24 protein-coding genes, 1 tRNA gene and 1 pseudogene are annotated in these 24,735 nt (G+C 63.2%); 18 read left to right on the forward strand and 8 right to left on the reverse strand.

Features of this window, described 5'->3' with window-relative positions:
- The first annotated feature begins 51 nt into the window (after positions 1–51).
- From IVB07_RS03775 to IVB07_RS03805, 7 genes are all read left to right on the forward strand, one after another.
- The gene (locus tag IVB07_RS03775; RefSeq protein WP_018453192.1) at positions 52–1,002 is read left to right on the forward strand and encodes an ABC transporter permease; all 951 of its coding nucleotides are present in this window, start codon (positions 52–54) and stop codon (positions 1,000–1,002) included.
- Positions 1,003–1,039: 37 nt separating this feature from the next.
- Positions 1,040–1,918: an ABC transporter permease gene (locus tag IVB07_RS03780; protein ID WP_026232479.1), complete on the forward strand. Its 879-nt coding sequence runs from the start codon at positions 1,040–1,042 to the stop codon at positions 1,916–1,918.
- Positions 1,919–2,071: 153 nt separating this feature from the next.
- On the forward strand, positions 2,072–3,382 hold the full coding sequence (locus IVB07_RS03785) for an FAD-binding oxidoreductase (RefSeq protein ID WP_026232480.1): 1,311 nt from the start codon (positions 2,072–2,074) through the stop codon (positions 3,380–3,382).
- Positions 3,383–3,469: 87 nt separating this feature from the next.
- A complete protein-coding gene (gene thrC / locus IVB07_RS03790; RefSeq protein WP_247360895.1) occupies positions 3,470–4,897 on the forward strand; it encodes a threonine synthase in 1,428 nt (475 codons plus the stop codon).
- A 408-nt stretch (positions 4,898–5,305) separates the two neighbouring features.
- Positions 5,306–6,133: a GNAT family N-acetyltransferase gene (locus IVB07_RS03795; protein WP_247452354.1), complete on the forward strand. Its 828-nt coding sequence runs from the start codon at positions 5,306–5,308 to the stop codon at positions 6,131–6,133.
- Between the two features lie 11 nt (positions 6,134–6,144).
- Positions 6,145–7,338: an alanine racemase gene (locus IVB07_RS03800; RefSeq protein ID WP_198293338.1), complete on the forward strand. Its 1,194-nt coding sequence runs from the start codon at positions 6,145–6,147 to the stop codon at positions 7,336–7,338.
- Positions 7,339–7,421: 83 nt separating this feature from the next.
- Positions 7,422–8,879, forward strand: coding sequence for an aldehyde dehydrogenase family protein (locus tag IVB07_RS03805; RefSeq protein ID WP_018453200.1), 1,458 nt, complete (start codon positions 7,422–7,424; stop codon positions 8,877–8,879).
- A 146-nt stretch (positions 8,880–9,025) separates the two neighbouring features.
- On the opposite strand, the gene IVB07_RS03810 is transcribed toward IVB07_RS03805, so the two are convergent.
- Complete coding sequence (locus IVB07_RS03810) at positions 9,026–9,997, reverse strand: LysR family transcriptional regulator (protein WP_247767494.1); 972 nt, start codon at positions 9,995–9,997, stop codon at positions 9,026–9,028.
- Between IVB07_RS03810 and IVB07_RS03815 the strand changes: the two genes are divergently transcribed.
- The 5 genes and pseudogenes from IVB07_RS03815 to IVB07_RS03840 all read left to right on the forward strand — a co-directional run bounded on the left by IVB07_RS03815 (position 9,973) and on the right by IVB07_RS03840 (position 15,056).
- Positions 9,973–11,040: a four-carbon acid sugar kinase family protein gene (locus IVB07_RS03815; protein ID WP_026232484.1), complete on the forward strand. Its 1,068-nt coding sequence runs from the start codon at positions 9,973–9,975 to the stop codon at positions 11,038–11,040. The two genes, IVB07_RS03810 and IVB07_RS03815, sit on opposite strands and share 25 nt — an antisense overlap.
- A complete protein-coding gene (gene pdxA / locus IVB07_RS03820) occupies positions 11,037–12,041 on the forward strand; it encodes a 4-hydroxythreonine-4-phosphate dehydrogenase PdxA (protein WP_026232485.1) in 1,005 nt (334 codons plus the stop codon). The genes IVB07_RS03815 and pdxA overlap by 4 nt, the downstream gene beginning before the upstream one ends.
- Positions 12,041–13,075, forward strand: a complete 1,035-nt coding sequence (locus tag IVB07_RS40610) for a cupin domain-containing protein (RefSeq protein ID WP_345946341.1) — start codon at positions 12,041–12,043, stop codon at positions 13,073–13,075. Before pdxA ends, IVB07_RS40610 begins: the two co-directional genes overlap by 1 nt.
- Before the next feature lie 73 nt (positions 13,076–13,148).
- Positions 13,149–13,388 (forward strand): annotated as a pseudogene (locus IVB07_RS03835) (cupin domain-containing protein); the annotation flags it as partial.
- 345 nt (positions 13,389–13,733) lie between these two features.
- The gene (locus IVB07_RS03840; protein ID WP_018453207.1) at positions 13,734–15,056 is read left to right on the forward strand and encodes an FAD-binding oxidoreductase; all 1,323 of its coding nucleotides are present in this window, start codon (positions 13,734–13,736) and stop codon (positions 15,054–15,056) included.
- 101 nt (positions 15,057–15,157) lie between these two features.
- Here the strand turns inward: IVB07_RS03840 and IVB07_RS03845 are convergent.
- Positions 15,158–15,242 (reverse strand) — tRNA-Leu (locus tag IVB07_RS03845).
- Between the two features lie 154 nt (positions 15,243–15,396).
- Between IVB07_RS03845 and IVB07_RS03850 the strand changes: the two genes are divergently transcribed.
- Positions 15,397–15,936, forward strand: coding sequence for a disulfide bond formation protein B (locus IVB07_RS03850; protein ID WP_018453208.1), 540 nt, complete (start codon positions 15,397–15,399; stop codon positions 15,934–15,936).
- 3 nt (positions 15,937–15,939) lie between these two features.
- Here IVB07_RS03850 and IVB07_RS03855 read toward each other — a convergent pair whose 3' ends face one another.
- A complete protein-coding gene (locus IVB07_RS03855; RefSeq protein WP_085350767.1) occupies positions 15,940–17,025 on the reverse strand; it encodes an AbrB family transcriptional regulator in 1,086 nt (361 codons plus the stop codon).
- Positions 17,026–17,123: 98 nt separating this feature from the next.
- A complete protein-coding gene (locus IVB07_RS03860) occupies positions 17,124–17,408 on the reverse strand; it encodes a PsiF family protein (RefSeq protein ID WP_018453210.1) in 285 nt (94 codons plus the stop codon).
- 202 nt (positions 17,409–17,610) lie between these two features.
- Here IVB07_RS03860 and IVB07_RS03865 point away from each other — a divergent pair, with 202 nt between their 5' ends.
- Complete coding sequence (locus tag IVB07_RS03865) at positions 17,611–18,102, forward strand: hypothetical protein (RefSeq protein ID WP_085361101.1); 492 nt, start codon at positions 17,611–17,613, stop codon at positions 18,100–18,102.
- Positions 18,103–18,149: 47 nt separating this feature from the next.
- Here IVB07_RS03865 and IVB07_RS03870 read toward each other — a convergent pair whose 3' ends face one another.
- Positions 18,150–18,698 (reverse strand): TetR/AcrR family transcriptional regulator, encoded by a 549-nt coding sequence (locus tag IVB07_RS03870; protein ID WP_018453212.1) that lies wholly within the window; start codon positions 18,696–18,698, stop codon positions 18,150–18,152.
- A 109-nt stretch (positions 18,699–18,807) separates the two neighbouring features.
- On the opposite strand from IVB07_RS03870, the gene IVB07_RS03875 reads away from it, so the two are divergent.
- The 3 genes from IVB07_RS03875 (at position 18,808) to IVB07_RS03885 (ending at position 20,474) form a co-directional block, all read left to right on the forward strand.
- On the forward strand, positions 18,808–19,236 hold the full coding sequence (locus IVB07_RS03875; RefSeq protein ID WP_018453213.1) for an acyl-CoA thioesterase: 429 nt from the start codon (positions 18,808–18,810) through the stop codon (positions 19,234–19,236).
- Between the two features lie 3 nt (positions 19,237–19,239).
- Positions 19,240–19,716 carry a PaaI family thioesterase gene (locus IVB07_RS03880; RefSeq protein WP_018453214.1) on the forward strand — a complete coding sequence of 159 codons (477 nt, stop codon included), beginning with the start codon at positions 19,240–19,242 and terminating at the stop codon, positions 19,714–19,716.
- Positions 19,717–19,814: 98 nt separating this feature from the next.
- Positions 19,815–20,474: a DsbA family protein gene (locus tag IVB07_RS03885; protein WP_026232486.1), complete on the forward strand. Its 660-nt coding sequence runs from the start codon at positions 19,815–19,817 to the stop codon at positions 20,472–20,474.
- A 77-nt stretch (positions 20,475–20,551) separates the two neighbouring features.
- Here IVB07_RS03885 and IVB07_RS03890 read toward each other — a convergent pair whose 3' ends face one another.
- The 3 genes from IVB07_RS03890 to IVB07_RS03900 form a co-directional block, all read right to left on the reverse strand.
- Positions 20,552–20,758 (reverse strand): hypothetical protein, encoded by a 207-nt coding sequence (locus IVB07_RS03890; protein WP_018453216.1) that lies wholly within the window; start codon positions 20,756–20,758, stop codon positions 20,552–20,554.
- Positions 20,759–20,840: 82 nt separating this feature from the next.
- Positions 20,841–21,911, reverse strand: coding sequence for a phospholipase (locus IVB07_RS03895; protein ID WP_018453217.1), 1,071 nt, complete (start codon positions 21,909–21,911; stop codon positions 20,841–20,843).
- A 28-nt stretch (positions 21,912–21,939) separates the two neighbouring features.
- Positions 21,940–22,911 (reverse strand): S1C family serine protease, encoded by a 972-nt coding sequence (locus tag IVB07_RS03900; RefSeq protein ID WP_018453218.1) that lies wholly within the window; start codon positions 22,909–22,911, stop codon positions 21,940–21,942.
- A 283-nt stretch (positions 22,912–23,194) separates the two neighbouring features.
- Between IVB07_RS03900 and IVB07_RS03905 the strand changes: the two genes are divergently transcribed.
- Entirely contained in the window at positions 23,195–24,613 is a 1,419-nt protein-coding gene (locus tag IVB07_RS03905) for a M20 family metallopeptidase (protein WP_018453219.1), read from the forward strand.
- The last annotated feature ends 122 nt before the right edge of the window (positions 24,614–24,735 follow it).

Genomic DNA, 24,735 nt, shown 5'->3' on the forward strand with positions numbered 1-24,735 from the left:
TATAGGCGCAGGGCGGCGCCTAGGCGCTGTCAAGCTAACATGGAGACTCGAATGCCCGGGTTCCTGCTTAATCGCTTTTCGCAAAGCATCGTGCTGTTGGTGATCGTCTCGATCATCGGCTTCACGGTGCTCAACTTCATGCCGGGCGGTCCTCTCGCGCAGTTCGGGCTGGATCCCGGCATGACCCAGAAGGACATTGAGCGACTGGCAGAGCAGCTCGGGCTGAACCGGCCGTTGTGGATTCAGTATTTTGATTGGGCCTGGCGGTTGGTTCAGGGCGACTGGGGTCACTCTTTCCGCGACGGAACGCCGGTGCTGGCGGTGATTGGGCGTCACCTCTTCGCTACGCTGCTGCTGATGGGGACTTCCACGGCACTGGCCATCGCCCTTGGTTCCTGGATCGGGATCCGCGGTGCCACCCACCGCTATTCCCTGTTCGATTATTGCGCGACGATTGGCGCCATGGTCGCGCTGTCGGTCCCGACCTTCTGGTTCGGCCTCGTCGGCATCTATATCTTCACGTTGAAGCTCGGTTGGGTGCCTGCAGGGAACATGTACACGATCGGCGACGGATCGGTGCTGGACTACTTGCATCACCTGATCTTGCCAAGCTTGGTGTTGTCGCTGGTCCATGTCGCGGTCTGGAGCCGCTACATGCGCACCGCGACCCTTGATGCGCTGAGCCAGGATTTCGTCAAGACGGCTCGTGCCAAGGGCCTAAGTGAGCGCCGCATCCTGCTGAAGCATGTCGTCGGCAATGCGCTGTTGCCGATGATCACCCTGGCTGGGGTGCAGTTGCCGAGCATTCTGACCGGCGCGTTGGTCACTGAGACCATCTTTACCTGGCCGGGAATGGGGCGGCTGTTTCTCGACAGCCTCGGCTACAGTGACTATCCGATGGTCATGGGGCTGTTGATATTCTCAGCCATCCTTGTCGTGCTGGGCAATCTCGTCGCAGACATCCTTGTCGCACTCGTCGATCCGCGCATTCGTCTCAGCTGAAGACGCCGGTTCGTGCCGTCAACAGGAGTCCCCCGTTATGACTGACATCTCCGCCCACCTCCCTCCAATTCGCTGGTGGCACAGCCGCGGGGTGCGCCGGTTCATGCGACACCATCTGGCGCTGCTCGGGTTCGCGATGATCGCCCTGCTCGTGTTGGCGTGCGTCGTGGGCCCCTACGCCTTGCCTTACGATTCGCTCTATATAGATCTGCGCGCCCGCTTTGCTCCTCCCTTGAGCGGTCATCATTATTTCGGCACCGACCCGTTGGGGCGAGACTTGGCCGTGCGACTCTTGATGGCCGGGCGTGTCTCGCTACTGGTGGGATTCTCCGCGATGTTGTTGTCAACGCTGATCGGAACGCTCGTCGGCGTGACCGCAGGCTATCGCGGGGGCTGGATCGGAGCCGCGCTGATGCGCACGGTGGATGGCTTTCTTTCCTTCCCCTCGATTTTCCTCGTGCTGGCGTTGGCCGCGACGCTCCGGCCCAGCCCGATGATGATCACTGTCATCATTGCTGTCACGAGCTGGATGGAGGTTGCCAGGATCGTCGAAGCCGAGGTCCGTTCGCTGCGCGAGCGCGAGTTTGTCCAGGCCGCGCGCATGGTCGGTCTGAGCGGCAGGCACATCATGCTTCGCGAAATTCTGCCCAATGCCACGGGTCCGATCATCGTGGCCGCAAGCCTCACCGTCGCCCGTGCGATTCTTCTGGAGGCCTATATCAGTTTCCTTGGTTACGGCATCCAACCACCGCTGCCCAGCTGGGGCAATCTGCTCAACGGCGCCCAGCAATATCTGGCCAGCGCTCCCTGGCTTGCCATCATTCCAGGCGCTGCGATTACGATCGCAGTGACCAGCTTCAACTTCATCGGCGACGGGCTGCGCGATGCGCTTGACGTTAGAGATGACCACATTTGACGGCTTGAGCCCAGGTGGCAGGCAGCGGACAGCGTTGAAGGCTATCCAGCAGAACCTCTTGATAGCGTAGACGTCGCAAGCATCGCGTTGGCTGATCAGAATCCGTCTTGTCAGTAATCCAAGGCCACTTTTAACACACGAGAAGTCAGCGACATGCACGAGCCCAGAGCCGCAGAGAAGGACACGCCCTATTGGTGGGAAGCCGCACCACTTAGGTCGCTGCCTCAACAGACTCTTCCCAAGAAACTTGACGTGCTGATCGTGGGCGCTGGCTATGCCTCTCTTTCGGCCGGGCTGGTGCTGGCGCGCGAGGGACGCTCGGTTGCGGCCTTTGACGCGATGAGTCCGGGCGAGGGAGCCTCGACGCGCAACGGTGGAATAACCAGCGCGAGCATACGGCCGGATTACGCCGCGATCTCCCGACGCTTCGGCGCAGACAAGGCGCTGGCAATCGAGGCGGAAGGCAAGATCGCCCGCGAGTTCCTTTACGATTTCATCAAGACCGAGGGGCTTGCCTGCGATTTCCAGCTGGTCGGGCAGTTCAAGGGCGCGTTCGGATATGAGCAGTACGACACGATGGCGCGTAGCGCGGAAGTATTAGCGAAGAGGCTGCGGATCGAGTCTCACGCCGTACCTTATGCCGAGCAGCACAGCTACATCGGCACCGATGTCTACCGGGGTGGAACAGTCCGGATGGATATCGGAGGGCTACAACCGGCGAAGTTTCACGCTGAACTGCTTCGCGTGGCGCTCGCTTCGGGCGTCGCGGTTCATGCGGATACGCCCGTCATCTCCATCGAGAGAGATGGTTCCGGATTCCGTATCGTGACCTCGGCCGGTTCGGTGCAGGCGCGTCAGGTGCTGGTTTGCACGAATGGCTATACTGATAGCGCCGTTCCCTTCCTGCGCCGCAGGCTGGTCCCGGTTCGCAGCCGGATCATTGCAACCGAGGAGCTCGCACCTGACGTCATGGCGCGGCTGATGCCCAAACGCATGATGATGACCGAGAACCGCCAGGTCGGGTTCTATTACCGCCCATCGCCCGACGGCAAACGTATCCTGTTAGGGGGGCGCGACAGCTCTCGTGTCGGTAACCCGGTGGCTCCAAAGCTCCTGCTGCGCAAGGGGTTGGTGAACCTTTTCCCCGAACTCGAGAATGTTCACCTTTCGCACAGCTGGTTCGGCAATGTGGCGATGAATCGCGACATGCTCCCGCGCATCTTCGAAGAGGACGGTGTGGTTTATGCCACTGGCTTCTGCGGTTCAGGCGTCGTCTGGGCGCCTTGGATCGGGATGCACGCGGCCCACAAGCTGATCGGAAACCACGAACGGGCGCGCACCGCCTTTGACTTCCGTCCGCCGGACTCCATCCCGCTCTATCGTGGCGATCCCTGGTTCATGCCCGCCATGATCTGGGGATATCGGATGCAGGATCGTTTTGCGCTGTGGCGCGACCGCCGCTGACGGCTGGAAACTCCATCGGGCATTCCCAAAGGTACAACTCAGGTCATGGAGCTGGCGGCACTGCCGCCTCTCGAAAGAAGAGCATCGATGCACTACGTATCCACGCGCGGACATTCAGGTCGCAGACAGTTCTGCGAAACATTGCTTGAAGGCCTCGCCGAGGATGGCGGGCTGTACGTACCTGAGACCTACCCGCGTGTGGACGCCGCTACATTGGATGCGTGGCGTGCCTTGTCCTATCCCAGCCTGGCCTTCGAGGTCCTGTCGCTCTACGTCAGCGATATTCCGCCCGCTGACCTGAAGGCAATCTGCGAAAAGACCTACACGCCCGAGATCTTTGGAACCTCGAGCATCGTTCCGCTTCGAAAGCTCGAGACGCGGCTTTACCTCCAGGAATTGTCGAACGGTCCTACGCTGGCGTTCAAGGACGTGGCCATGCAGTTGCTCGGCAATCTGCTCGAGTACGAACTGGCACGGCGGCACGACGAATTGAACATTCTTGGGGCGACCAGTGGCGACACCGGGAGCGCTGCGGAATACGCAATGCGCGGCAAGAAAGGGGTGCGGGTCTTCATGATGTCGCCCCTCGGACGGATGAGCTCCTTTCAGCAAGCTCAGATGTTCAGCCTGCAGGACGACAACATCCACAACATCGCCATAGATGGCGTGTTCGACGACTGCCAAGACATCGTCAAATGTGTGTCCAGCGATCTGGAATTCAAACGACGATATAAGATAGGTGCGGTGAATTCGATCAACTGGGCCCGACTGGTCGCGCAGGTCGTCTATTACTTCTCCGGCTATTTTCAAGTCTCCGAAGGGAGGTCAGCAGGCGTTGACTTTTCCGTGCCTTCAGGAAACTTCGGAAACATCTGCGCTGGTCATGTTGCGCGCATGATGGGACTTCCAATATCCCGTCTCGTCCTTGCGACCAACGAAAACGACGTGCTCGACGAGTTTTTCCGCAGCGGCATTTATCGCGTCAGAAGCCGAGCTGACACGCTTGAAACATCGAGTCCTTCCATGGACATCTCCAAGGCGTCAAATCTCGAGCGTTTCGTGTTCGACTTGCTCGGTCGCGACGCCCGTCGGACGAAATCGCTGTTTGAGAACCAACTTTGGGAATGCGGTTCGTTTGACCTCAGCGGTGATCCCAGCTTCGTAACGGCGGCGGCGCGTTTCGGATTCCGCAGCGGCAGGAGCACTCATGCCGATCGACTGGCGACGATCCGTGACACGTGGGAGCGCTACAACACAATGATCGATCCTCACACTGCGGATGGTGTGACGGTCGGGCGCATGCATGCGAGCCCCGAGACGCCGATGCTTGTGCTCGAAACTGCACAGCCAATCAAATTCGCTACGACGATCAAGGAAGCGTTAGGCCGGCAACCAGATCGTCCGCAACGGTTCGATGGACTAGAAGGGCTGCCGAGGCGAGTCAAAGTCCTTCCCCCGAATGCACAAGCTATAAAGAACTACATTGCGGACATCACGCAGGGTGCAACCTGTTGAAGGGTCGATTCCGGATCGAAGAGTGTTTCAGCCGTGGCTGTATTTACGGTGCTGTCACCCGACGAGGTCGCAGCGTTCGTTCAAGCGCGCTATCGGAGCGATCCGCGGTTGATGCCCGGTATCGTTCCGGGCCATCGGATGCCGGAACGGGATCGCGCTGCGGCGTGGCGAGACGCTGACAGCACATCGTCCCTTCTATCGGATCATCAATGCAATTCCCTGCCGAACTCTGCGTCAGCCTGATCGCGTAATGCTGTCGCAGCCAAGATACGCTGCAATTCGCGGGAACATCGTCAGATGGACCTCGCCGTGTCAGGCACTGACGATTAGTCCGCTAACCCAAGCATGAGACGTCGACGCATCATGGCAACCGAAGCTACCCAAGCCGGAGAACGCGAGATTGAAGACGTGGCCCTAGTCCCTTTCGCGAGAGCGCATCTGAAAGGTGCCTTGAAGCTCTCGCAGGAGATGTCTTGGCCGTATCTGCTCAAGGATTGGGAATTTGCGCTGCAGCTTGGCCGCGGTTTCGTGGTGACGAGTGCGGGTGCTGTGGTGGGGACCGCGCTGTGGTGGCCTTACGGCGACACCCATGCTTCCGCCGGAATGGTCATCGTCTCGAAAGCCGTTCAGGGACGGGGGTACGGGGCCCGGCTGATGGACGCGCTGCTCGCGGCGGCACGACCACGAATCGTCACGCTGAATTCGACCGCCGAAGGCCTTGCGCTTTACGCACGCCGCGGCTTCGCCAGCATCGGCATGCTGCACCAGCATCATGGCGTTCCTGGCCAGGGCCGCGACATGCCGCCGGTCGGAAACGTCAGAGCGATGGTTCCGTCGGACTTCGAGGCCATAGTCGGTCTCGATCACGAGGCCACCGGCTGGATGAGGCGCGAGATGCTGAACCGGCTGATCGAGGTCGGTTGCGGCTATGTCCTGCTGCGTGACGGCATACCCCGCGGCTACGCCATTTCCCGTCTCTTCGGCCGCGGGCATGTCATCGGCCCTGTGATCGCCGAAAGCCCGACCGATGCGCGCGCATTGATCGAGGCCGCGCTCGCGCCCCTCGGGAGTGTTTTCGTCCGGATCGACACCTCCGCCTCCTCGCAACTCGGTGACTGGCTTGGAAACATCGGCCTGCAGAAGGTCAGCGACGCCACCACCATGGTCTTGGGGACGCAGATGCCATGGACCGGGCCGGCGCGCACGTTCGCGGTCGCCAACCAGTCGTTCGGCTAGGAGACCTTGAGATGCAACGCCCCGATATGCGCCGGACGGATAGCCAGAACGCCGCGCCACGCGAGATAACCGCGACGGTCGGCGCACTGGCGACGCCGGCCCTCCTGCTCGACAAAGACCGGCTGGATCGCAATCTCGCCCGTCTGTCCTCTCGTATGGCCGCGGCTGGCGTCGTGCTGCGCCCCCATATGAAAACCGCGAAATCCATCGAGGTTGCCCAGCGCGCCTATCCCTCCGGGCCGGGGCCGATCACGGTCTCCACCTTGGCGGAGGCTGAGTACTTCGCGCAGTACGGTTTCCGTGACGTGACATATGCCGTCGGCGTGGCACCGCACACCGCTGAAAGGGCGATGCGTCTCCGCAAAGCCGGCGTTGACCTTAAGGTGCTGCTCGATTCGCCTGAACAGGCGGCGATGTTGGGCACGGCAGCGCGTGCCGCCGGCGTGACGCCCTCCGCCTTCATCGAGATCGACTGCGACGGCCATCGCGGCGGGCTGACCGCCACCGATCCCAAGCTCATCGCCGTCGCGGCGGCCCTGGCCGAGGCCGGCGTCACGCTCGCCGGCATTCTCACCCATGCCGGCGAATCCTACAGCCTTTGCTCGTCCGATGCCCTCGTCGCGGCCGCAGAGAACGAAAGGGCCGTGGCCGTGGCGGCCGCGGAGACATTGCGGGCGGCGGGGCATGAATGCCCGGTCGTAAGTGTCGGTTCGACGCCGACCGCCCATTTCGCCGAAGGCCTGACCGGCGTCACGGAGATGCGGGCCGGCGTCTACATGTTCTTCGATCTGGTGATGCACGGCGTCGGTGTCTGCACGACCGACGACATCGCGATCTCGGTTCTCGCCACCGTCATCGGCACGAAGCCGGAGAAGGGATGGATTTTGGTCGATGCGGGCTGGATGGCACTGTCACGTGATCGCGGCACCGCGGCGCAGCGGGTCGACCAAGGTTACGGTCTCGTCTGCGATCTGTCCGGCCAACTCTATCCGAATCTGATCGTCGCGCAGGCGAGCCAGGAGCACGGCATCCTCGCCATAAGGTCCAGATCGGCTGCAGCCCTCCCGCATATCCCGATCGGCGCGAAGGTCAGGATTCTGCCCAATCATGCCTGCGCGACGGCGTCACAGCACGAACTTTACAATGTCATCTCGGCGGGAAGTGACGCAATCGAAGCTCAGTGGCCGCGGATGCGCGGCTGGTAGATCTGAAACAGAATCGGGCGGCGATTTGCGCATGCCCAGCTTCCGCTGGTCGGCGTCTATTACCGGATCAAGGATCGCTTCCAATGACCTCGGCCGTTCGACACCTGACGGAAGCCGGCTTCCTCGGCAAATTTTACATCGACGGAGAATGGCGGAAGCCGACAGGGTTGGCGACGGCGATCGTCGTCAATCCGGCGATCGAGCAGCCGGTCGCAGAAATCGCGCTCGGCGATGACGAGGATGTAGACTGCGCGGTCGTAGCCGCGAGAAAAGCCTTTACCGGCTGGTCCCGTAAGCCGGCTGCCGAGCGGGCGGCGCTGCTCGACCGGGTTCACGGTTTGCTTCTCGATAGACTGGAGCTGTTTGCGCAGGCCATCACGTGCGAGATGGGGGCCGCCATCACTTACGCGCGCCGCGCCCAGGTGCCGCTCGCTGCCGAACATATCCGCGTCGCGCGTGACAATCTCGCGACCTATCCGTTCATCGCCACGCGCGGCAGCACCGCGATTATGCGCGAGGCAATCGGCGTCTGTGGTCTTATCACCCCCTGGAATTGGCCCCTCTACCAGATTACGGCCAAGGTCGCTCCGGCGCTGGCAGCTGGCTGCACGGTGGTGTTGAAGCCGAGCGAACTTTCGCCGCTGAGTGCCCTGTTGTTCGCCAAGGTGATGGACGATGCCGGCTGTCCGCCCGGCGTCTTCAACCTCGTCAACGGGACAGGTCCAGTCGTGGGGACCGGTCTGGCGTCGCATCCGCAAGTCGACATGATCTCGATCACCGGCTCGACGCGGGCAGGCGTTCTCGTCGCGCAAGCAGCGGCGCCCACCGTCAAGCGCGTCGCACAGGAGCTCGGCGGCAAGTCACCGAACATCATCTTGCCGGATGCGGATTTGAGCCGGGCTGTTCCGCTCGGTGTCGCCGCCGCCTTCCGCAATCTCGGCCAATCCTGCAGCGCACCGACGCGTATGCTTGTGTCCCGCTCACAGATGGCAAAGGTCGAGATCCTGGCGGCGGCGGCCGCTTCTGAATTGGTGGTCGGCGATCCGCTTGCGGAAAGCACGACCCATGGTCCGATCGCCAACCCGCCGCAGTTCGAGCGTATCCAGGCCATGATCGGCATCGGCCTGGAGGAAGGCGCCAAGCTTGTCATTGGCGGGCCGGGGCGGCCCAACGACCTTCAGGTCGGCCTCTATGCGCGGCCGACCATCTTCTCGAACGTCAATCGCGACATGAGAATTGCGCAGGAGGAGATCTTCGGCCCGGTGCTGTCGATCATTCCCTACGATAGGGTCGACGAGGCGGTCGAGATTGCCAACGATACCGTCTACGGCCTCGGCGCGCATGTGCAGGGCACGGATATTGAAACGATGCAGGCGGTCGCCGGGCAGATCCGGTCTGGTCAAGTTCATCTCAACTATCCCGACTGGGACCCGAACGCACCTTTTGGCGGATACAAGCGTTCCGGAAACGGCAGGGAATACGGCCGCGAGGGCATGGAAGAATATCTCGAGACCAAGGCCGTTCTCGGATTCTATCGATGAAATTCATCTCGGAAAGCGAATCGGCTTCCGCTGACGCGGAAGTGTTTCCGGCGGTGATCGCACACGCGTCGAATCGACGAACACCTTCTCAAGTCGGGTTCAACGCCTGATAGCGCCGAGCCCTTGAGGAGCGCGAAGTTGAATCATTAGATCAGATTGCACTGTTCCTGCAGCCATGAAGCAAGATAGTTCGCTTTCCCAGACAGTTCAGTTTCTCCCGCCCAGATGAGGCCATAGTGGCTTTCGTCCGGATCGAAACCGGCAGGTGCGATGAGCCGCCCTCTATCTACGTCGTCCGTTGCAAGGACCCGCGGGCTGAGGGCAACGCCCAATCCCGCCAATGCTGCTTCGACGATGAGGAAGTGGTGATCGTAGAAGCGTATCTCCGCGGGGCGCCGCACCGACGGGTGGGTGGAAAGCCATCGCGACCAAGCGTCCGCCCGAGTCTTCGAACCTAGGGCGATGTAGTTTCCTGAGGCAAACACCGCTGCGAGCTGAGGGCTCATGACCGGTCCTACCCTTTCAGGAAAAAGGCGCCGGACGTGCCACGCCTCTGGGAGCGCAAAGTCGAGCCGACGTATAGCCAGATCGATCCGATCGCGGCGAAACTCGACGGGGCCGCCGGCGACTGACAGATGTAGAGCGATGTCGGGATGGACGGCCTGAAAGCTTGCAAGCCGTGGAATAAGCCAGCGCATAGCGACTGAAGGCTCGCATGAGAGAACGAGGGAGTTCTGCTGTGCGTTGGCAGCACGCAAGCTCTCAACGGTTGTCGCCAGCTCGGTGAAGAAACGGCCGAGTGTGAGGTTGAGCACTTCTCCAGAGGCAGTGAGACTCAAGCCACGTCCGCTTTTTTCGAAGAGTTTGAAGCCAAGGTCTTCCGACAGTTTGGTGACACGGCGACTCACAGCCCCATGGGTCAAGGCAAGGCTGTTCGCGGCAAGCCGAACCGACCCCAGCCGCGCAGCGGTCTCGAACGCACGCAAGTCGTCCAATGAAGGTATTTCTGATCGCCTCATTGGTGATCTCATATCACCAATGTAGCGCAAAAAATATCGCTTTTTATGTTGAATTTGCTTAGCATAATTGATCCATGCGAACCAATGGCGAATACACAATCGGTATCCTAGCCGACGACCTGACCAGCGCCGCCGATGGGGCCGGTCCGTTTGTCGAGCGCGGTTTGCGAGCCGTTGTCGGCCGACGCCGGCTGCCGCACCAGGAGGCCACGATTGTCGCCGTTGATAGCGGATCTAGATCAGTGCCGGTTTCGCAAGCGGCGCGGCGGCAGTCAGAACTTGCCGAGCAGCTCGCTTCGCGGGTTGTCCTCTACAAGACCGTCGACTCGACTCTTCGCGGGCACGTGACGGCCGAGATGGAAGCGGCCTTCACCGTAAGCGGCCGCAAGATGCTGGTCTTTGCACCTGCGTTCCCTGGCGCTGGGCGTACAACCGTCGACGGCGTTCAGCTTGTGGACGGCATTCCTGTAACGGAGACCGAATACGGTCGCGACCCCGTCCATCCGGCGCGACATTCTCGGCTGGCTGAGCTCGTTCCGGCCTCCATCGGAAGCGTCGTCATCCTTGATGCTGCAACACAGGCCGATCTCGACAAACAAGTTGCGGCCCTGCCGGATCCGGAGTCGATCCTATGGGTGGGCTCTCCGGGCATGGCCCTTGCCCTGGCGAAGCGTCTTGCGCCGCTTGCGGTTGCGTCGGACGTGACCGCCGCGGTTAGTGGCGACATTCTTGTTGCGATCGGCAGCGCCAATCCGCGCAGCCATCGTCAGGCCGACTGCATCGCAATGGAGCCTGGAATCGCTCTGCTGCAGGCTCCGATCGAACGGATGAATGATCCCGGATCCGTCCTGCGCGACATTGCTCAAAATGCGGCTCGACGGCTGGCCGACGAGCGTTTCGATATGGTGATCGCCACAGGCGGGGACACCATGGAGGCGATTCTGGACGGCCTGGACATTTATGAGTTCGAGATCCTGCAAGAGCTCGAGCCAGGCTTTCCGCTTGGCCGCACGTCCCTCGGAGATGGACGAGAGCTGCTGATCGCCATGAAGGCAGGCGGCTTTGGCGACGACGATACGCTGCGTCGTGCGATCACGCGGCTCCGCCTTGGCACCTCGGTATCAGAACTGGTTGTATCATGACCCAATCCGCTCCCCTCGCCGTCACAATGGGCGATGCCTCCGGCATCGGCCCGGAGATCGTGGCGAAGACATTGGCCAAAGCCGGCGAAGGCACGGTCGTATTCGGCAGCTACGTCGTGATGGAGAATATCGTCCATCGTCTGGGTCTCGAGCTGACGGTCAGGCGTATCGCCCGACCTGAAGAGGCGCGCTCTGAGCCGCGGTCCATCGAAGTCGTCGAGGCGACGCAAATCATCGCGCCGCCTCCGCTCGGGAGCGTCAGCGCCATGTCCGGCCAAGCTTCCTTCGATGCCATCGTCGCCGCCGTCGCGGCAGCCAAGGCCGGCAAGGTCAGCGGCATCGTCACCGCACCGATCAACAAGGAAGCGATGGCAAGCGCGGGCATTCGCTATCCCGGGCACACCGAAATCCTCGCCGACTATGGTGGTGCGGAGCGCGTTGCGATGATGCTGGCCAACGATGATATCCGCACGGTTCTCGTCACCATCCACATGTCGCTGCGCAAAGCCATCGACCAAGCGGATTTCGATGCCCAGATGTCGGCGATCCGGCTCGCAAATGAGGGCGGCAAGGCCCTCGGGATCGCGGCGCCGCGCATTGCAGTGGCAGGACTCAACCCCCATGCCGGCGAAGGTGGTCTCTTCGGCGACGAAGAAATCCAGATCATCCGGCCTGCGATCGAAGCGGCCCGCGCCGAGGGCATCGACGCCAGTGGCCCCTGGCCCGGGGACACTGTCTACATGCAGGCCCGCAAGGGCCGCTTCGATGTGGTCGTGGCCCAATATCACGATCAGGGCCTAATTCCGGTGAAATATCTCGGCCTCGAAAAGGGTGTGAACATCACGCTCGGCCTGCCGTTCGTCCGTACAAGCCCTGATCACGGCACGGCATTCGACATTGCGGGTCGAGGCATCGCCGACACCGGCAGTCTCGAGACCGCGCTGGCTTACGCGCGAAGGCTCGTCGCCGCGCAAATTAAGACCAAAGAAGGGGTAGTCTAATGGGCCTTCGCTTTATCTTCATGCTCACGCGCAACGATCGCACCGTCGGGGACGCCTCTGAACAACTCAAGACCGCCCTGAGGCTTGGCGTTCGCCACATCGGTTTCAAGGACATCGGCCTGCCGATTGATCGACTCAAAGTTCTCAACCGGGTCATCAAGGCAGACGGCGCCACCTCCTATCTCGAAGTCGTCTCACTCGACCGGCAAAGTGAGATCGTTTCGGCGAAAGCGGCGGTTGAAATCGGCGTCAACGTCTTGCTCGGCGGCACACATGTTGACGACGTGTTGCCGATCCTTGCTGGCACCGGCATTCAATACTGCCCCTTCCCGGGTCGCATCACCGGTCATCCGAGCGTGCTCGAAGGGAGCATCGAGGAGATCGTTGAGAGCGCCCAGGCGCTCGCCGTGCGGGAGGGCGTGTATGGCCTCGACCTGCTCGCCTATCGCTCCAAGGAAGACGTCCCGGCCCTCATCAAGGCGGTGTGCGCGGCGGTGCCCAAGCCCGTCTATGTGGCCGGCTCGATTGATACGCCTGAGCGGATCGCCATCCTGAAGGACGCAGGAGCCGCCGGCTTCACTATCGGCACGGCCGCGTTGGACGGCAAGTATCCGGCCGACGACAAGGACGTCGCTCGCCAGCTTGGGGCCATCATCCGCGACGTGGCCGCTCTGAACCGGCATCTCTCGCCGCTCCACAAGAAGAACCTGGCCAGCTCGTTCGGGCAGCTCAAGGAGACTTGGTCTCCGAAGATCGCGGGTCAGATTAACGACATGCAGATCAAGCTCGCCAAGTTCGCGGGCGAGTTCGCCTGGCGCTTTCACAGGAGCGGTGACGAACTCTTCCTGGTGCACAAAGGCCGCCTGCTGATGAAGTTTCGTGATCGGGACGAGATCATCGAGCAAGGCGAGTTCATCGTGGTCCCGCATGGGGTAGAGCATTGCCCTGTCGCGCTGGACGACGTCTGCGAGGTCGTGCTGCTCGAACCCGGCACATCCATGGATGCCGGCACCGCTCACGACCTCGAAGGCTAGACCGTCTGCCTGCGATCGGAGCAAACGCTTGACGCCGTCGACCGGCCTTCGCCGGTCCGGCCTCGATGACCTCAGGACCTGGGAGCAGGACTCCTCCCGCGCCGACTCGGTGAAGACCGGAGTCTGGGAAGCCACGCCTGGCGAGAACCGCTCGATCAAGGGCGAGACCTTTGAGTACTGCCACATCCTTTCCGGCGTGGTGGAGCTGACCGAGGAAGGCAAGGAGCCTCGCATTTTCCGCGCCGGCGACAGCTTTGTGATGAAACCCGGCTATGTCGGCGTATGGAAGACGATCGAGACAGTGCGGAAGATGACTTCGGGCGCCGAAATGGGCTTTGCCGCCGCGCTGGTGCCTTCTCGACGCTCGTGGTTCAGGACATCACTCGTCCCGGTGTCGCCGAGCCAATCGCGACGGTCTGGGTCCATTTTTCTGGGGCATCGAAAAGCGGTCCAGTCTCCGTGGACAAGCAGGTCGCGCCGCCGTTGCGCCGAACTGGGACGATCGCGCTTGAGCAGCTCGTATCGCTCAAGCGCTCAAAAACCCGAACATCTTGCGAAGTCCTAGATGATTTCAGCACATTCTATCGGGCGCCTGATGCGATGAAGGGTTGATCGGAATTTTGCTTCCGCGTTCTTGGCAGCCGAGGTTCGTTGGAACATGTCGCCCCATGTCGAGCGCATTCACAGCGATGAGCGTCTCCCGGCCGAGGCCGATGTCGTCATAGTCGGCGGCGGTATCCTCGGCGCTACGGCCGCCTATTACCTGGCGAAGCGCGGCCTCTCTGTGGCGCTCCTCGAGAAGGGTCACGTCGCCTGTGAACAATCGAGCCGAAACTGGGGTTGGTGCCGGCAGCAGAACCGCGATCGCCGCGAACTGCCACTCTCGGTGATCTCTATGCGGCTGTGGGACGAGCTCACGCGCGATATCAATCGGGACCTCGGATTTCGGCGCTGCGGACTCGTCTATGCGACCCACGACGAGGCTGTGCTCGCCGGCTGGGAAAGGTGGCGCGAGGTCGCCAGGGAGTACGACGTCGACACCCGCGTGCTGAGCCGGGCGGAGGTGGCCGAGCGCGTCCCCGAAGCGCGCGACAAATGGGTCGGCGGGACCTATTCGGCTCGGGACGGCAAGGCCGAACCTGCGCTCGCCGCGCCGGCTATCGCCGAAGGGGCCAGAATTCTGGGCGCCACGATCCACCAGGGATGCGCCGCGCGGGCGCTCGACTTGGCCAATGGCAAGATTGCAGGCGTGCACACGGAGAAGGGCTATATCAGAACCAGCGCGGTGCTTTGCGCCGCCGGCGCCTGGTCCTCGCGCTTCCTTCGGCCGCTCGGGATCAGTTTTCCCCAAGCGAGCATCCGTCAGACCGCGCTGCGTTCCACCCCGACAATCAACATAGGCGAGGCGGTCTCCACACCCTACTGCACGATCACGCGTCGACTGGACGGCAGCTATACGCTTGCGATCAGCGGCAAGGCGAACCTCGAAATCACGCCCCAGGCTATCCGGTACAGCCGGGAATTCATGCCGCAGTTCTTGCGTCGCCTGAAGAACGTCAGGATTGGCGTCGGCCAATCGTTCGTTTCGGGGCCGGATTCAATGACGGCGCTGCTGACCAACGACGATCGGATCTTCGAACAGAATCGCGTGCTGGATCCTCCGCCCTTGAAATGGCTGGTGAGCCAAGTGGTGGCGAGTGTCCGGAAAACCTTCCCCCAACTCGGCGAAATAAAGCTCGGTAGCGCTTGGGGCGGCTTCGTCGATTGCACGCCGGATGCAGTGCCTGTCGTGTCGAAGGTGGACCGGGTGGAAGGCCTCGTCCTCGCAGCGGGCTGCTCGGGTCACGGCTTCGGTTTGGGCCCGGGCCTTGGCTATCTGGCCGCACAGCTTCTCGTCAACGACACTCCTTGCGTCGATCCCGCACCGTTCCGGCTGTCGCGTCTGACCGATGGCTCGAAGCTGGACATCTCGGCCATCTGAAGATCGAGCCGGAAGTCGGGCCTGACGCGTACCGAGCAACGCCAGGTTTGGAGTACTGCGGATGGTTGCGGACGATTTAGAACGGGCTTGAACAGCCTAGTTGGTGCCCCTGGCCGGAATCGAACCAGCACTCCTTGCGGAACTCGATTTTGAGTCGAGCGCGTCTACCAGTTCCGCCACAGGGGCCCTCGGTCGGCCCTAGGCGGGCGTCGCGAAGCCGGCGGACTATAGCCATGGACCAAGCGGGGTCAACCCGCGCCAAAGTGATCCGGGCCGTTCTCGACAGCCGCATGAGCCGGGGTTACAGCCTTGGAAAGCGACCCATCGAAAGGAGGCTGCCGTGACAACCCAGAGTGCCGCAATACCTGCGTTCAAACCGGCGGCCACGACCCCTGCGCTGGCCGCTTCGCTCGCGGTCGCGCTGACGGCAGCCGCGACCATCGCGGGCGCCTGGTTCTTCCAGCTGGTGCTCGGGATTGTGCCCTGTCCGCTCTGCCTGGAGCAGCGCTACGCCTATTACCTCGTGATCCCGCTCGGCCTGCTCATCGCACTCGCGGCGCGGGGCGGTGCGCCGAGACCGCTGCTGCTCGCGGGCCTGGCGATCCTTGCGCTCGCGAGCATCGCCAATGCCGGGCTCGGCACCTATCATTCCGGCGTCGAATGGGGCTTTTGGAAGGGACCGACCGACTGCTCCGGTCCCGTCGTCAATCTCGGCAGCGCCACCGACCTGCTGTCGCGGCTCGACACCGTGAAGGTGGTCCGCTGCGACGAGGTGCAGTGGCGCTTCCTCGGCCTCTCGCTTGCCGGCTACAACGTGCTGATCTCGCTCTTGATGGCTGCGATCGCCGCGTGGGGATTCGTTGCGACGGTGAAGCGCTGAGGCTCAATCATCCACATCGTCCTGCGTCCGGCCGAACAGGTGCACAATGCCCGGCGTCGCGATCGTCACGAAGACGAAGCGCGAGAGGTGATGTGCGCCGACGAAGATCGGATCGATGTGCAGCGTCAGGGCCAGCGCCAGCATGGCGTCCATCGCGCCCGGTGCGTAGGCGACCACGACGTCGGAGAATTTCACCTGCGTGGTGAGCGCCACGATGCCGACGAAGATCGCGGAAACGGCGATGGCGATGGCAAACGAGCCCAGTGCCGCGTTGATGTGGCCGGCGAGCGTCTTGATCCTCATCCGCGCGAAGCGGCTGCCGATCAGGGCGCCGATGCCGACCAGCGCCACGCCGCGTACCCAGTCCGGCAGGCCGCCCTCGACCCAACCGGCGCCATGCAGCACGCTTGAGCCGATCATCGCACCGAACATCCAGCTCGCCGGAAACCTGATCAGCCGCAGGAGGAGTGCCGCGGCCAGCGAGGCCGCGACCAGCTCGACGAGGTCGAGCGGCGAGGCGATCGTCGTCGTCAGCGATGGCGCGACGGAGGGCGCGACGCCGGCGAACGCCAGCACCATCGGCAGGGCCGCGGTGAGGATGATGACGCGCATGGTCTGCACCACCGCGATGCCCGGCAGGTCGGCGCCGCGCTCGACCGCCAAAATCGTGATCTGCGACAGCGCGCCGGGGCTGCCGGCGAGGAAGGCCGAGGTGCGGTCCCAGCCGTGAATGCGCTGGAGATAATAACTGGAGCCGAAGGTCGAGCAGAAGGTCGCGAGCGCGAGCAGCCCGATGGTGAGCGGATAGGCACTGACCTGTTGAAGCAGGTGGCGAGAGACGACTGATCCTAACGAAATGCCGAGCAGCACCAGCACCGTCTGGGTCAGGATCGGCGGCAGCGTCAGCTGGCGACCGGCGATCGCGGCGATCCCTACCGCGATCATGGAGCCCGAGATCAATCCCCCCGGAAGGCCCGCGAGCAGAAACACGAGGCCCCCGGCGGTGCCAATGACGAGCGTTTCCACCGTGCTCAACATCTTGGCACGGCTCGGCCATTCGAACGGCAGGGAGGCGGTGATTTGCTTCACACCACCTTATCGCAAATCAACAAGAGGCGCACAATTGCGGCCACGTCATACCGCAATGCGCGCGCCTCTCGCCGAAGCCGCGAGCAGGGGGGAAGGATTTACTTCTTCTCCGCAGCCGGCGCGGCCATGCCGGCCTTGGCGGTCTTGATGCATTCGGAGCGGAATTTCTTGCGCTCCTTGCCGTGCAGGCCCTTGGCGTCGGCCTGCTTGGAGCATTCGAGCGACTCGGCCGAGTGCTCCTTCGGTGCCTTCTTGTCCATGGGGGCGGCGGTTGTGGTTTTGGTGTCGGTCTTTGCTGCCGGCGCGGCGGTCTGCGCGAAGGCGGTGCCGGTGGCGAGCAGGGAGGCGAGAGCGACGACGGCGAGGCGAGATGTGAGGGTCATGGTGCTGCACTCTTCTTGCGGGAATTGCGAAGGGCGCGAAAGTCGGCTGGCGTTGCTGAACGCGACATGAATAATTGGAACGTGGAGGATCACTATATTTTGGCGGCAGCAGCCATCGCTTCCTTGTCGCGGGCGGGCGGCACGCTAGGATAGCAATCCTCGGTTCACTTCCCTCGGGGGAAGATCAAGGAGGAGACCAAGGATGACCATTCAATCAAAGTTGCTATGTGCAGTTGCGCTGTCGGGCTTTGCCGCGCTGGTGGCAAGTGCGCCGGCGCAGGCGCTGACCTCGCAGGAGTGCAGCGCGAAATACCAGGCCGCCAAGAAGGACGGGTCGCTCGGCACCACGAAGTGGAATGACTTCCGCAAGGCCCAGTGCGGCGCGGACGCGACGCCAGCGGCTGCGCCGACCGCGGCCGCTCCTGCTGCGCCCGCCGCTCCCGCCGAGCCGAAGCAGGCGAAGAAGGAGGCCGCCCCGGCTGCTGCCCCGACCCTGCCGGCCGGCCCCGCGATCTATCCGAACGCGGTCGATCCGAAATACGCCAAGGAGACCCCCGGCAAGGGGCGCCTGCACACCTGCGTCGACCAGTACAACGCCAACAAGGCCACCAACGGCAATGGCGGCATGAAGTGGATCGAGAAGGGCGGCGGCTATTACAGCGAATGCAACAAGAAGCTGAAGGGCGCCGCCTGACGCTTCAAGACGACGCAGAGGCCGGAGCCAAGCTCCGGCCTCTTGCTTTAATCCAGGAGCTTCTCGGCCGATTTTGCCACGAGCTGCGATCGCTTGCGCGGGCCGCGCTCGACGAACAGCAGGCTCTGGCCGAAGATGAAGCAGTAGAACAGGAAGGCCTGCGCTTCGGCTGCCTCGGTATCGAGGCCGGTCGCGCGATAGAGTTCGGCGACGTGCTTCAGCCGCGCGGCGTCCACGTTCGCCACCGCTGCCGCGGCGCCCTCGTCCGAGCGAGCCCATTGCCGGATCGCAAGCTCGATTGCCATCCCGTCCGGATTGAGCCGCTCCGAATAGAGCTGGATCACCGCCCGCAGCCGTTCACGGGGCTCTTGGCCATCGAGACTCGTTTGCTGCGCGATCGCCGTTGAGCGCCCCTCGCGCCAGCGTTCCAGCATGGCACCGAGCAGTGCGGCACGGTCGGCGAAGCGGCGGTAGAAGCCGCCCTTGGTGACGCCCAGATTCTTGGCGAGCACCTCGACCCGAACCCCCTCGACTCCCGATCGGGCGAGCTCGGTGAGCCCTGCCTCGACCCAGACATCGCCTTTGCCGTCACTCATGCAGGCAGCCTCGCCGATTCTTGATACGGTGCCGTATTGCTAACGCGGGAGGAGGTTGATACGCTACCGTATCGACAATCAAAGGCAGAAAAGGCCAGGGAGAATTGCGATGGAGCAGGAGGCGACCTATCGCGGCACGGTCTATCCATGGCAGTGCGATCACGTCGGCCATATGAACATCATGTGGTATGTCGGCAAATTCGACGAGGCCAACTGGAATCTGTTCGCTCGCCTCGGGCTGACGCCGAGCTATCTGCGCGGCTCCGGCCGCGGCATGGCCGCCGTGCAGCAGAACATCACCTATAAGCGCGAGCTGCGCGCCGGCGACATCGTCGAGATCCGCAGCCATCTGCTTGAGATCCGCGACAAATCGATCCGCTTCCGGCACGACATGACCAATGCCGAGACCGGCGAGATCGCCGCGTTCTGCGAGATCACGGGCGTGCACATGGACCGGAGCCAGCGCAAATCGGTGCCGTTCACGGATGCCATCCGCGAGGTGGCCTTGAGGCACCTCGCCGAGAAGGCGGAGGCCTGAGCCATGGCTGCATATGAGCCGAAGAACCCGGGCTATCGCGCGGCTGGCATCGCCATGTTCGACGGCCAGCCGGCGATGCACACGCTCGGTATCGTGATCGTCCGCCTTGCGCCGGGCGAGGCTGAATTAGCCATGCTGCATTCGCCGGCCCTCACACAGCAGAACGGCTTTGTCCACGCCGGCATCATTACCGCAGGCCTCGACAATGCCTGTGGTGTCGCCGCCTTCACCCTGATGCCGCGCGAGGCCGATATCCTCACCGTCGAGTTCAAGACTACGCTGCTCGCGCCGGCACGGGGCGAGCGTTTCGTCTTCAAGGCAGAGGTGGTCAAGCCCGGCCGCACGCTGACCTTTTGCGAGGCCAGGGCGTTTGCCGAGCACGAGGGCAAGGTCACGTTGATCGCCACGATGACCGGCACGCTGATGGCAATGCTGCCCCGCGTTGCCGCTTCCCAAGCGCCGGCCCCGATACCGGCATAGCGTGGCGATGACATCGGCGCCGCGACACTCTATATGACCTGTAACAATTCCCAGTCTCGGACCGTATCCACGGAAATGGGACCGAAATGGAACGAGATATGGCTGGATTCAGGAATAAGAGCCTTGTGCCGACGCGGCGCGCGGCGCTGACGCTGATTGGAGCGGGCGCCCTTGTCGCCGGTGGGATCACCGCGGCGCGGGCGGCAACCGACGAAGACGAGGTGCTGACCGAAGCCAAGGTGCTGCGCGATCCCGACGTTCCCGTGGCCGGCAATCCCGACGGGAATATCAGCATCATCGAATGGTCCGACTATAACTGCCCCTATTGCCGCAAGCTCGAGCCCGAGTTGCGTCAGGTCATCCAGGACGACGGCAAGGTCCGGCTGGTGATGAAGGACTGGCCGATTCTCGGTCCGGTTTCGGTCACGGCCGCGCGGACCGCGCTGGCGGCGAAATTCCAGGACAAATACCACCAGGCCCATGACGCCATGATGGGCGTCAGCTCGCGCCTGACGGAGCCGCGCATCAACGAACTGCTCGCGGCGGCCGGCGTCGACATGGATCGGTTGAAGCGCGATCTCGCCGATCACGCCAAGGACATCGACGCCGTGCTCAAGCGCAACAACGAGCAGGCCGAAGCCTTCGGTTTCCGCGGCACGCCGTCCTTCATCGTCGGCAAATACCGCGTGCCCGGCGTGCTCAGCATGAACGAGTTCGAGCAGGTCATCGCCGACGCCCGCAAGGCCAAGATGAACTGAGCCGAGCGATATTCACCGCGCAATACGAAGGCGCCGCCGCGGACCCGCGACGGCGCCTCATTCATGATACCACATCGTTACTTGGAGGAGATGCGGACCCAGTCCTTGTGCGCGCGATCGCGCAGCGCGTCCCAATCGGCTTTGGCGACATCCCAGTTTACGATGGTGCGATTGGTCGTCGCGACCTCGCCATGAGCAACCGACGACGTCTGCATGGAGTCATAGACATACACGCCGCAGGCAAGCAGCAGCGCGCCCAAAATCATTCCAAGAAACATCCGCATGGCGAAACCTCCGATGACGGGCGATAACGTCGGCCCGGATCGATTGTTCCGCGGCAGTAGGGCGCAGGGAAGGAGAGGTTGTTCATTCTCCATTCAGCCACTGCACCAGCTCCGCGTTGATCTCGCGAGGATAGGTGTGGCTGAGGTCGTCGATCTCGCGATAGGTGACGTCGGCGCCGGCGGCGGCGAGGGCCGCCTGCGTCTGCCGCGCGGTCTGCACCGGAAACATCCAGTCGAGCTTGCCGTGCGCGATGAAGATCGGCAGGCGCTGCAGACGCGCAGCGTCAGCCATTTCGACCCTCAGCGGATGGAAGGTCGCCGACACCGGCGCGAGATGCGTGAAGGGCGAGGCGCCGTCGAGGCCGGTGACATAGCAGAAGGTGCCGCCGTCGCTCATGCCGGTGAGCAGCATGCGCGAGGCGTCGATGGTCCAGCGGCTGCGCACGGTTTCGAGAATGCGCATGAGGTTGGGCGTGTCGGAATCGTCACCCATCAGCGCCCAGGTTGGGCCGGTCGCGGTCGGCGCCACCAGGATCGCACCAAGACTGCGGGCATCGCGCAGCCAGCTCCACAGGAAACCGCGGCCGTTGCCGCTGCCGCCGTGCAACGCCATCACCAGCGGCATGGCGCGATCGGGCGTATAATATTCGGGCACGTAGACCGAAAAGCCACCGCGGCTGCCGGGCTCGTTGTGATCGTGGATGATGCCGGTGTGCGCGTCCGCGCCGGCTTCGAGCCGCGACAACAGGTCGGCATTCTCGCGATTCGCGGCGTTGAGGAAGAAACTGCTGACCGGCGGAAACCGCACGGCCAGCGGATAGAGTGCCTCCTGCGCGCGCGGCACATGACGTAGTGCGCGGAAGACCGCGACGAGGTCGCCATTGCCACGTTCGACCTCGCGCAGGCCGGCAAAGGCGGCGAGCGTCTCGTCGCAGGCACGATCGAGCCGCTCGCGCAGTCCGGTGAACTCCTCCGGCCATTCTCGGATTGCCGCGCGCGCCGTTTGCAACGCCTCGTCGGGAGCGCCAATCGCATTCATCACGGAGCCGAAGGCCGGCGGGTGCAGGTTGCGCTGAAAAAAGGCGAGCGCCTCCAGCGCATTGAGCAGCGGCGGCAGCACGGCCACGATATCGTCAACGACGGCCTCGCTCATCGTCGCTTCCTTGCGTCAGTTCTGATCGTCAGTGCAGCTTCGGCGCCTTCAAGAGCTTGTAGCGATCGGTCGAGGTCACCGTGACGTCGAAGGTGACGCCTTCATGATGTACCGTCAGCGGCACGTCGACGCCGGCAGCGCCGAGGCCCCACAGCTTCTTGTAGAAGCCGGTTTGGCTCGTGACCTTCTCGCCGTCGACCGCGAGGATGACGTCGCCGGTCTTGAGCTCGGCACGGGCGGCGGGACCATTGGCGGAGATCCCGATCACAACCACGCGGTTGTCGATCTCGGTCGAAAACAGTCCGAGCCACGGCCGTGCCGGCTTGTTGACGCGGCCGAATTTGCGCAGATCGTCCAGGATCGGTTTCAACAGGTCGATCGGCACGATCATGTTGACGTGCTCGGCCTTGGCCTCGCGCTCGCGTTCGAGCTGCAGCGAGCCGATGCCGATCAGCTCGCCGCGCTCGTTGAGGAGCGCCGTGCCGCCCCAATTCGGGTGCGCGGGATGGGTGAAGATGGCCTCGTCCAGCAGATATTCCCAGTAGCCGGCGAATTCCTGCTTGGCCACGATCTGGCTCGCGACCGAACGCGTGCGTCCGCCGGCGCCGCCGACCACGACGCGGTCGCCGAGCCGGGTCTCGGCCGAGATCCCGAGCGGCAAGGGGGCGACATCGAGCTGGCCGAGCGCCTGCACCAGGCCAAAGCCGGTGACGGCATCGAAGCCGAGCACATGTCCCTCCACTACGCGCCCGTCTCCGACATGCAGCCACACCGACTCTGCTTCGGTGATGAGGTAGCCGATGGTGAGCACCAGCCCGTCGTCGATCACGACGCCGTTGCCGGCGCGTTCAGTCCCCAGTGTCTCGGCGCTGAAGGCGTCCGGCGGGATGATGGCATGCAGGCCGACGACGGAGGCGAGCGCGCGGTCGAGATCGAAACCGTAATCGCTCGCACGCGGCTGATTGGCCGGTGGCACTCTCCATTCGGTCAGGGCGGGCATGGAGTTCTCCTGGCTGAGAGCATCGCTCCGCCGATTAGCGGAACGACGCGCGAAGCACGGATAATTTAGGCCGGAGGAGGCCGTCTTGAAAGCCTCGTTCCCCAACTATTCCCGAGGCACCGGATGAAATCTTTGAAAGGCGCGGGAAGGCTTGATGCACGGTCGGTCGAGCGGGCCTCCGGCATTGGCCGCATGGCTGCTGTCCGGCGAGGTGCTAGGCGCGGTACAATGAAGCTGCTAACCATTGCCGCTTCGTTTGACCGAGGGATCACGGGGCCGAAGCATGGACAACCGCAGCGACATCTGGCGTGGCATCGACACGATCAAGGCACGTTTCATCGACCTCAGCGACAAGGTCTGGGGCATGCCCGAAGTCTGCTACACCGAGGCGCGATCCGCCGCCGAGCATCTCGCCGAGTTGCGTCATCAGGGTTTCCGCATCACCGAGCAGGTCGCGGGCATTCCGACCGCGGTGATGGGCGAATGGGGCGAGGGCGGACCGGTCATTGCCTTCATGGGGGAATATGACGCGCTCCCGGGCCTGAGCCAGGAGGCCGGCGTCGCGGAGCATCGTCCGGTCGAGACTGGCGGCCACGGCCATGGCTGCGGTCACAATCTGCTGGGTTCCGCAGCTCTCCTCGCCGCGACGGCGGTGAAGGACTGGCTTGCCGAGAACAAGGTGCCGGGCCGCGTGCGCTATTACGGCTGCCCCGCGGAGGAGGGCGGCGCGGCAAAAGCCTTCATGGTGCGCTCCGGTGCATTCGAAGACGCCGACATCGCCATCACCTGGCATCCGCACAGCTTCTGGGAAGTCGCGGTGACGCCGTCACTCGCCAACACCCGCGCCGATTTCATCTTCACCGGCCGTACCTCGCATGCGGCGGCCTCGCCGCATCTCGGCCGCTCCGCGCTCGACGCCGTGGAGCTGATGAATGTCGGCGTGAACTATATGCGCGAGCACATGCCGAGCGACGCGCGCGTGCACTACGCGCTGCTCGACACCGGCGGCATCGCCCCGAACGTGGTGCAGGCGCATGCGCGCGTGCGCTATTCGATCCGCGCCCGTGATCTGCCCGGCATGAACGAGCTGGTCGGACGCGTGAGCAAGATCGCGGACGGCGCGGCGCTGATGACCGAGACCAAGGTCGAGATGAAGATCATCTCCGCGGTCTCCAACATCCTGCCGAACACGCCGCTGGAGCAGGCGCTGCATCGGGTCATGGAAGAGCTCGGACCGCCGCATTTCGACGACGTAGACAAGGGCTTTGCCACGGAGATCCGCGCAACGCTGAGCGACAAGGACATCGAGTCGGTCTATTACGCGATCGGCATGGAGCCGACCGACCGGCCGCTGGCTGACTTCCTGGTGCCACTGGATGCCAAGCGCAATCCGCTGGTCGGCTCGACCGACGTCGGCGACGTGAGCTGGGTGGTGCCGACCGTGCAGGTCCACGCACCCACGGTTGCAATCGGTACGCCCTTCCACACCTGGCAGGTGGTCGCGCAGGGCAAGAGCGCGCATGCGCACAAGGCCATGGTGCAGGCCGCCAAGGCGATGGCCGGCATCGGTATCAAGGCGCTGACGGACCCGGAGCTGATCAAGGCTGCCACGGCTGACCTCCAGAAGCGGACAGCCAAGACGCCTTACGTCTGTCCGCTGCCAGACCACGTCGCGCCGCCGCTCGACATGTCCGTGGCGTAGAATTTCGCCTCGATACTTCGTCTGATGCGGCGATCAAATTTTCTGCAGTGCAGCGCGGAATTCAGCGTGTTTTGATGCTGGATTGCCGATCGGATGGGCTGCGGAATATGGTTTTGCCCAAC

The sequence above is a fragment of the Bradyrhizobium sp. 172 genome (assembly GCF_023101065.1).
GTDB classification, from domain to species: Bacteria; Pseudomonadota; Alphaproteobacteria; order Rhizobiales; family Xanthobacteraceae; genus Bradyrhizobium; species Bradyrhizobium canariense_D.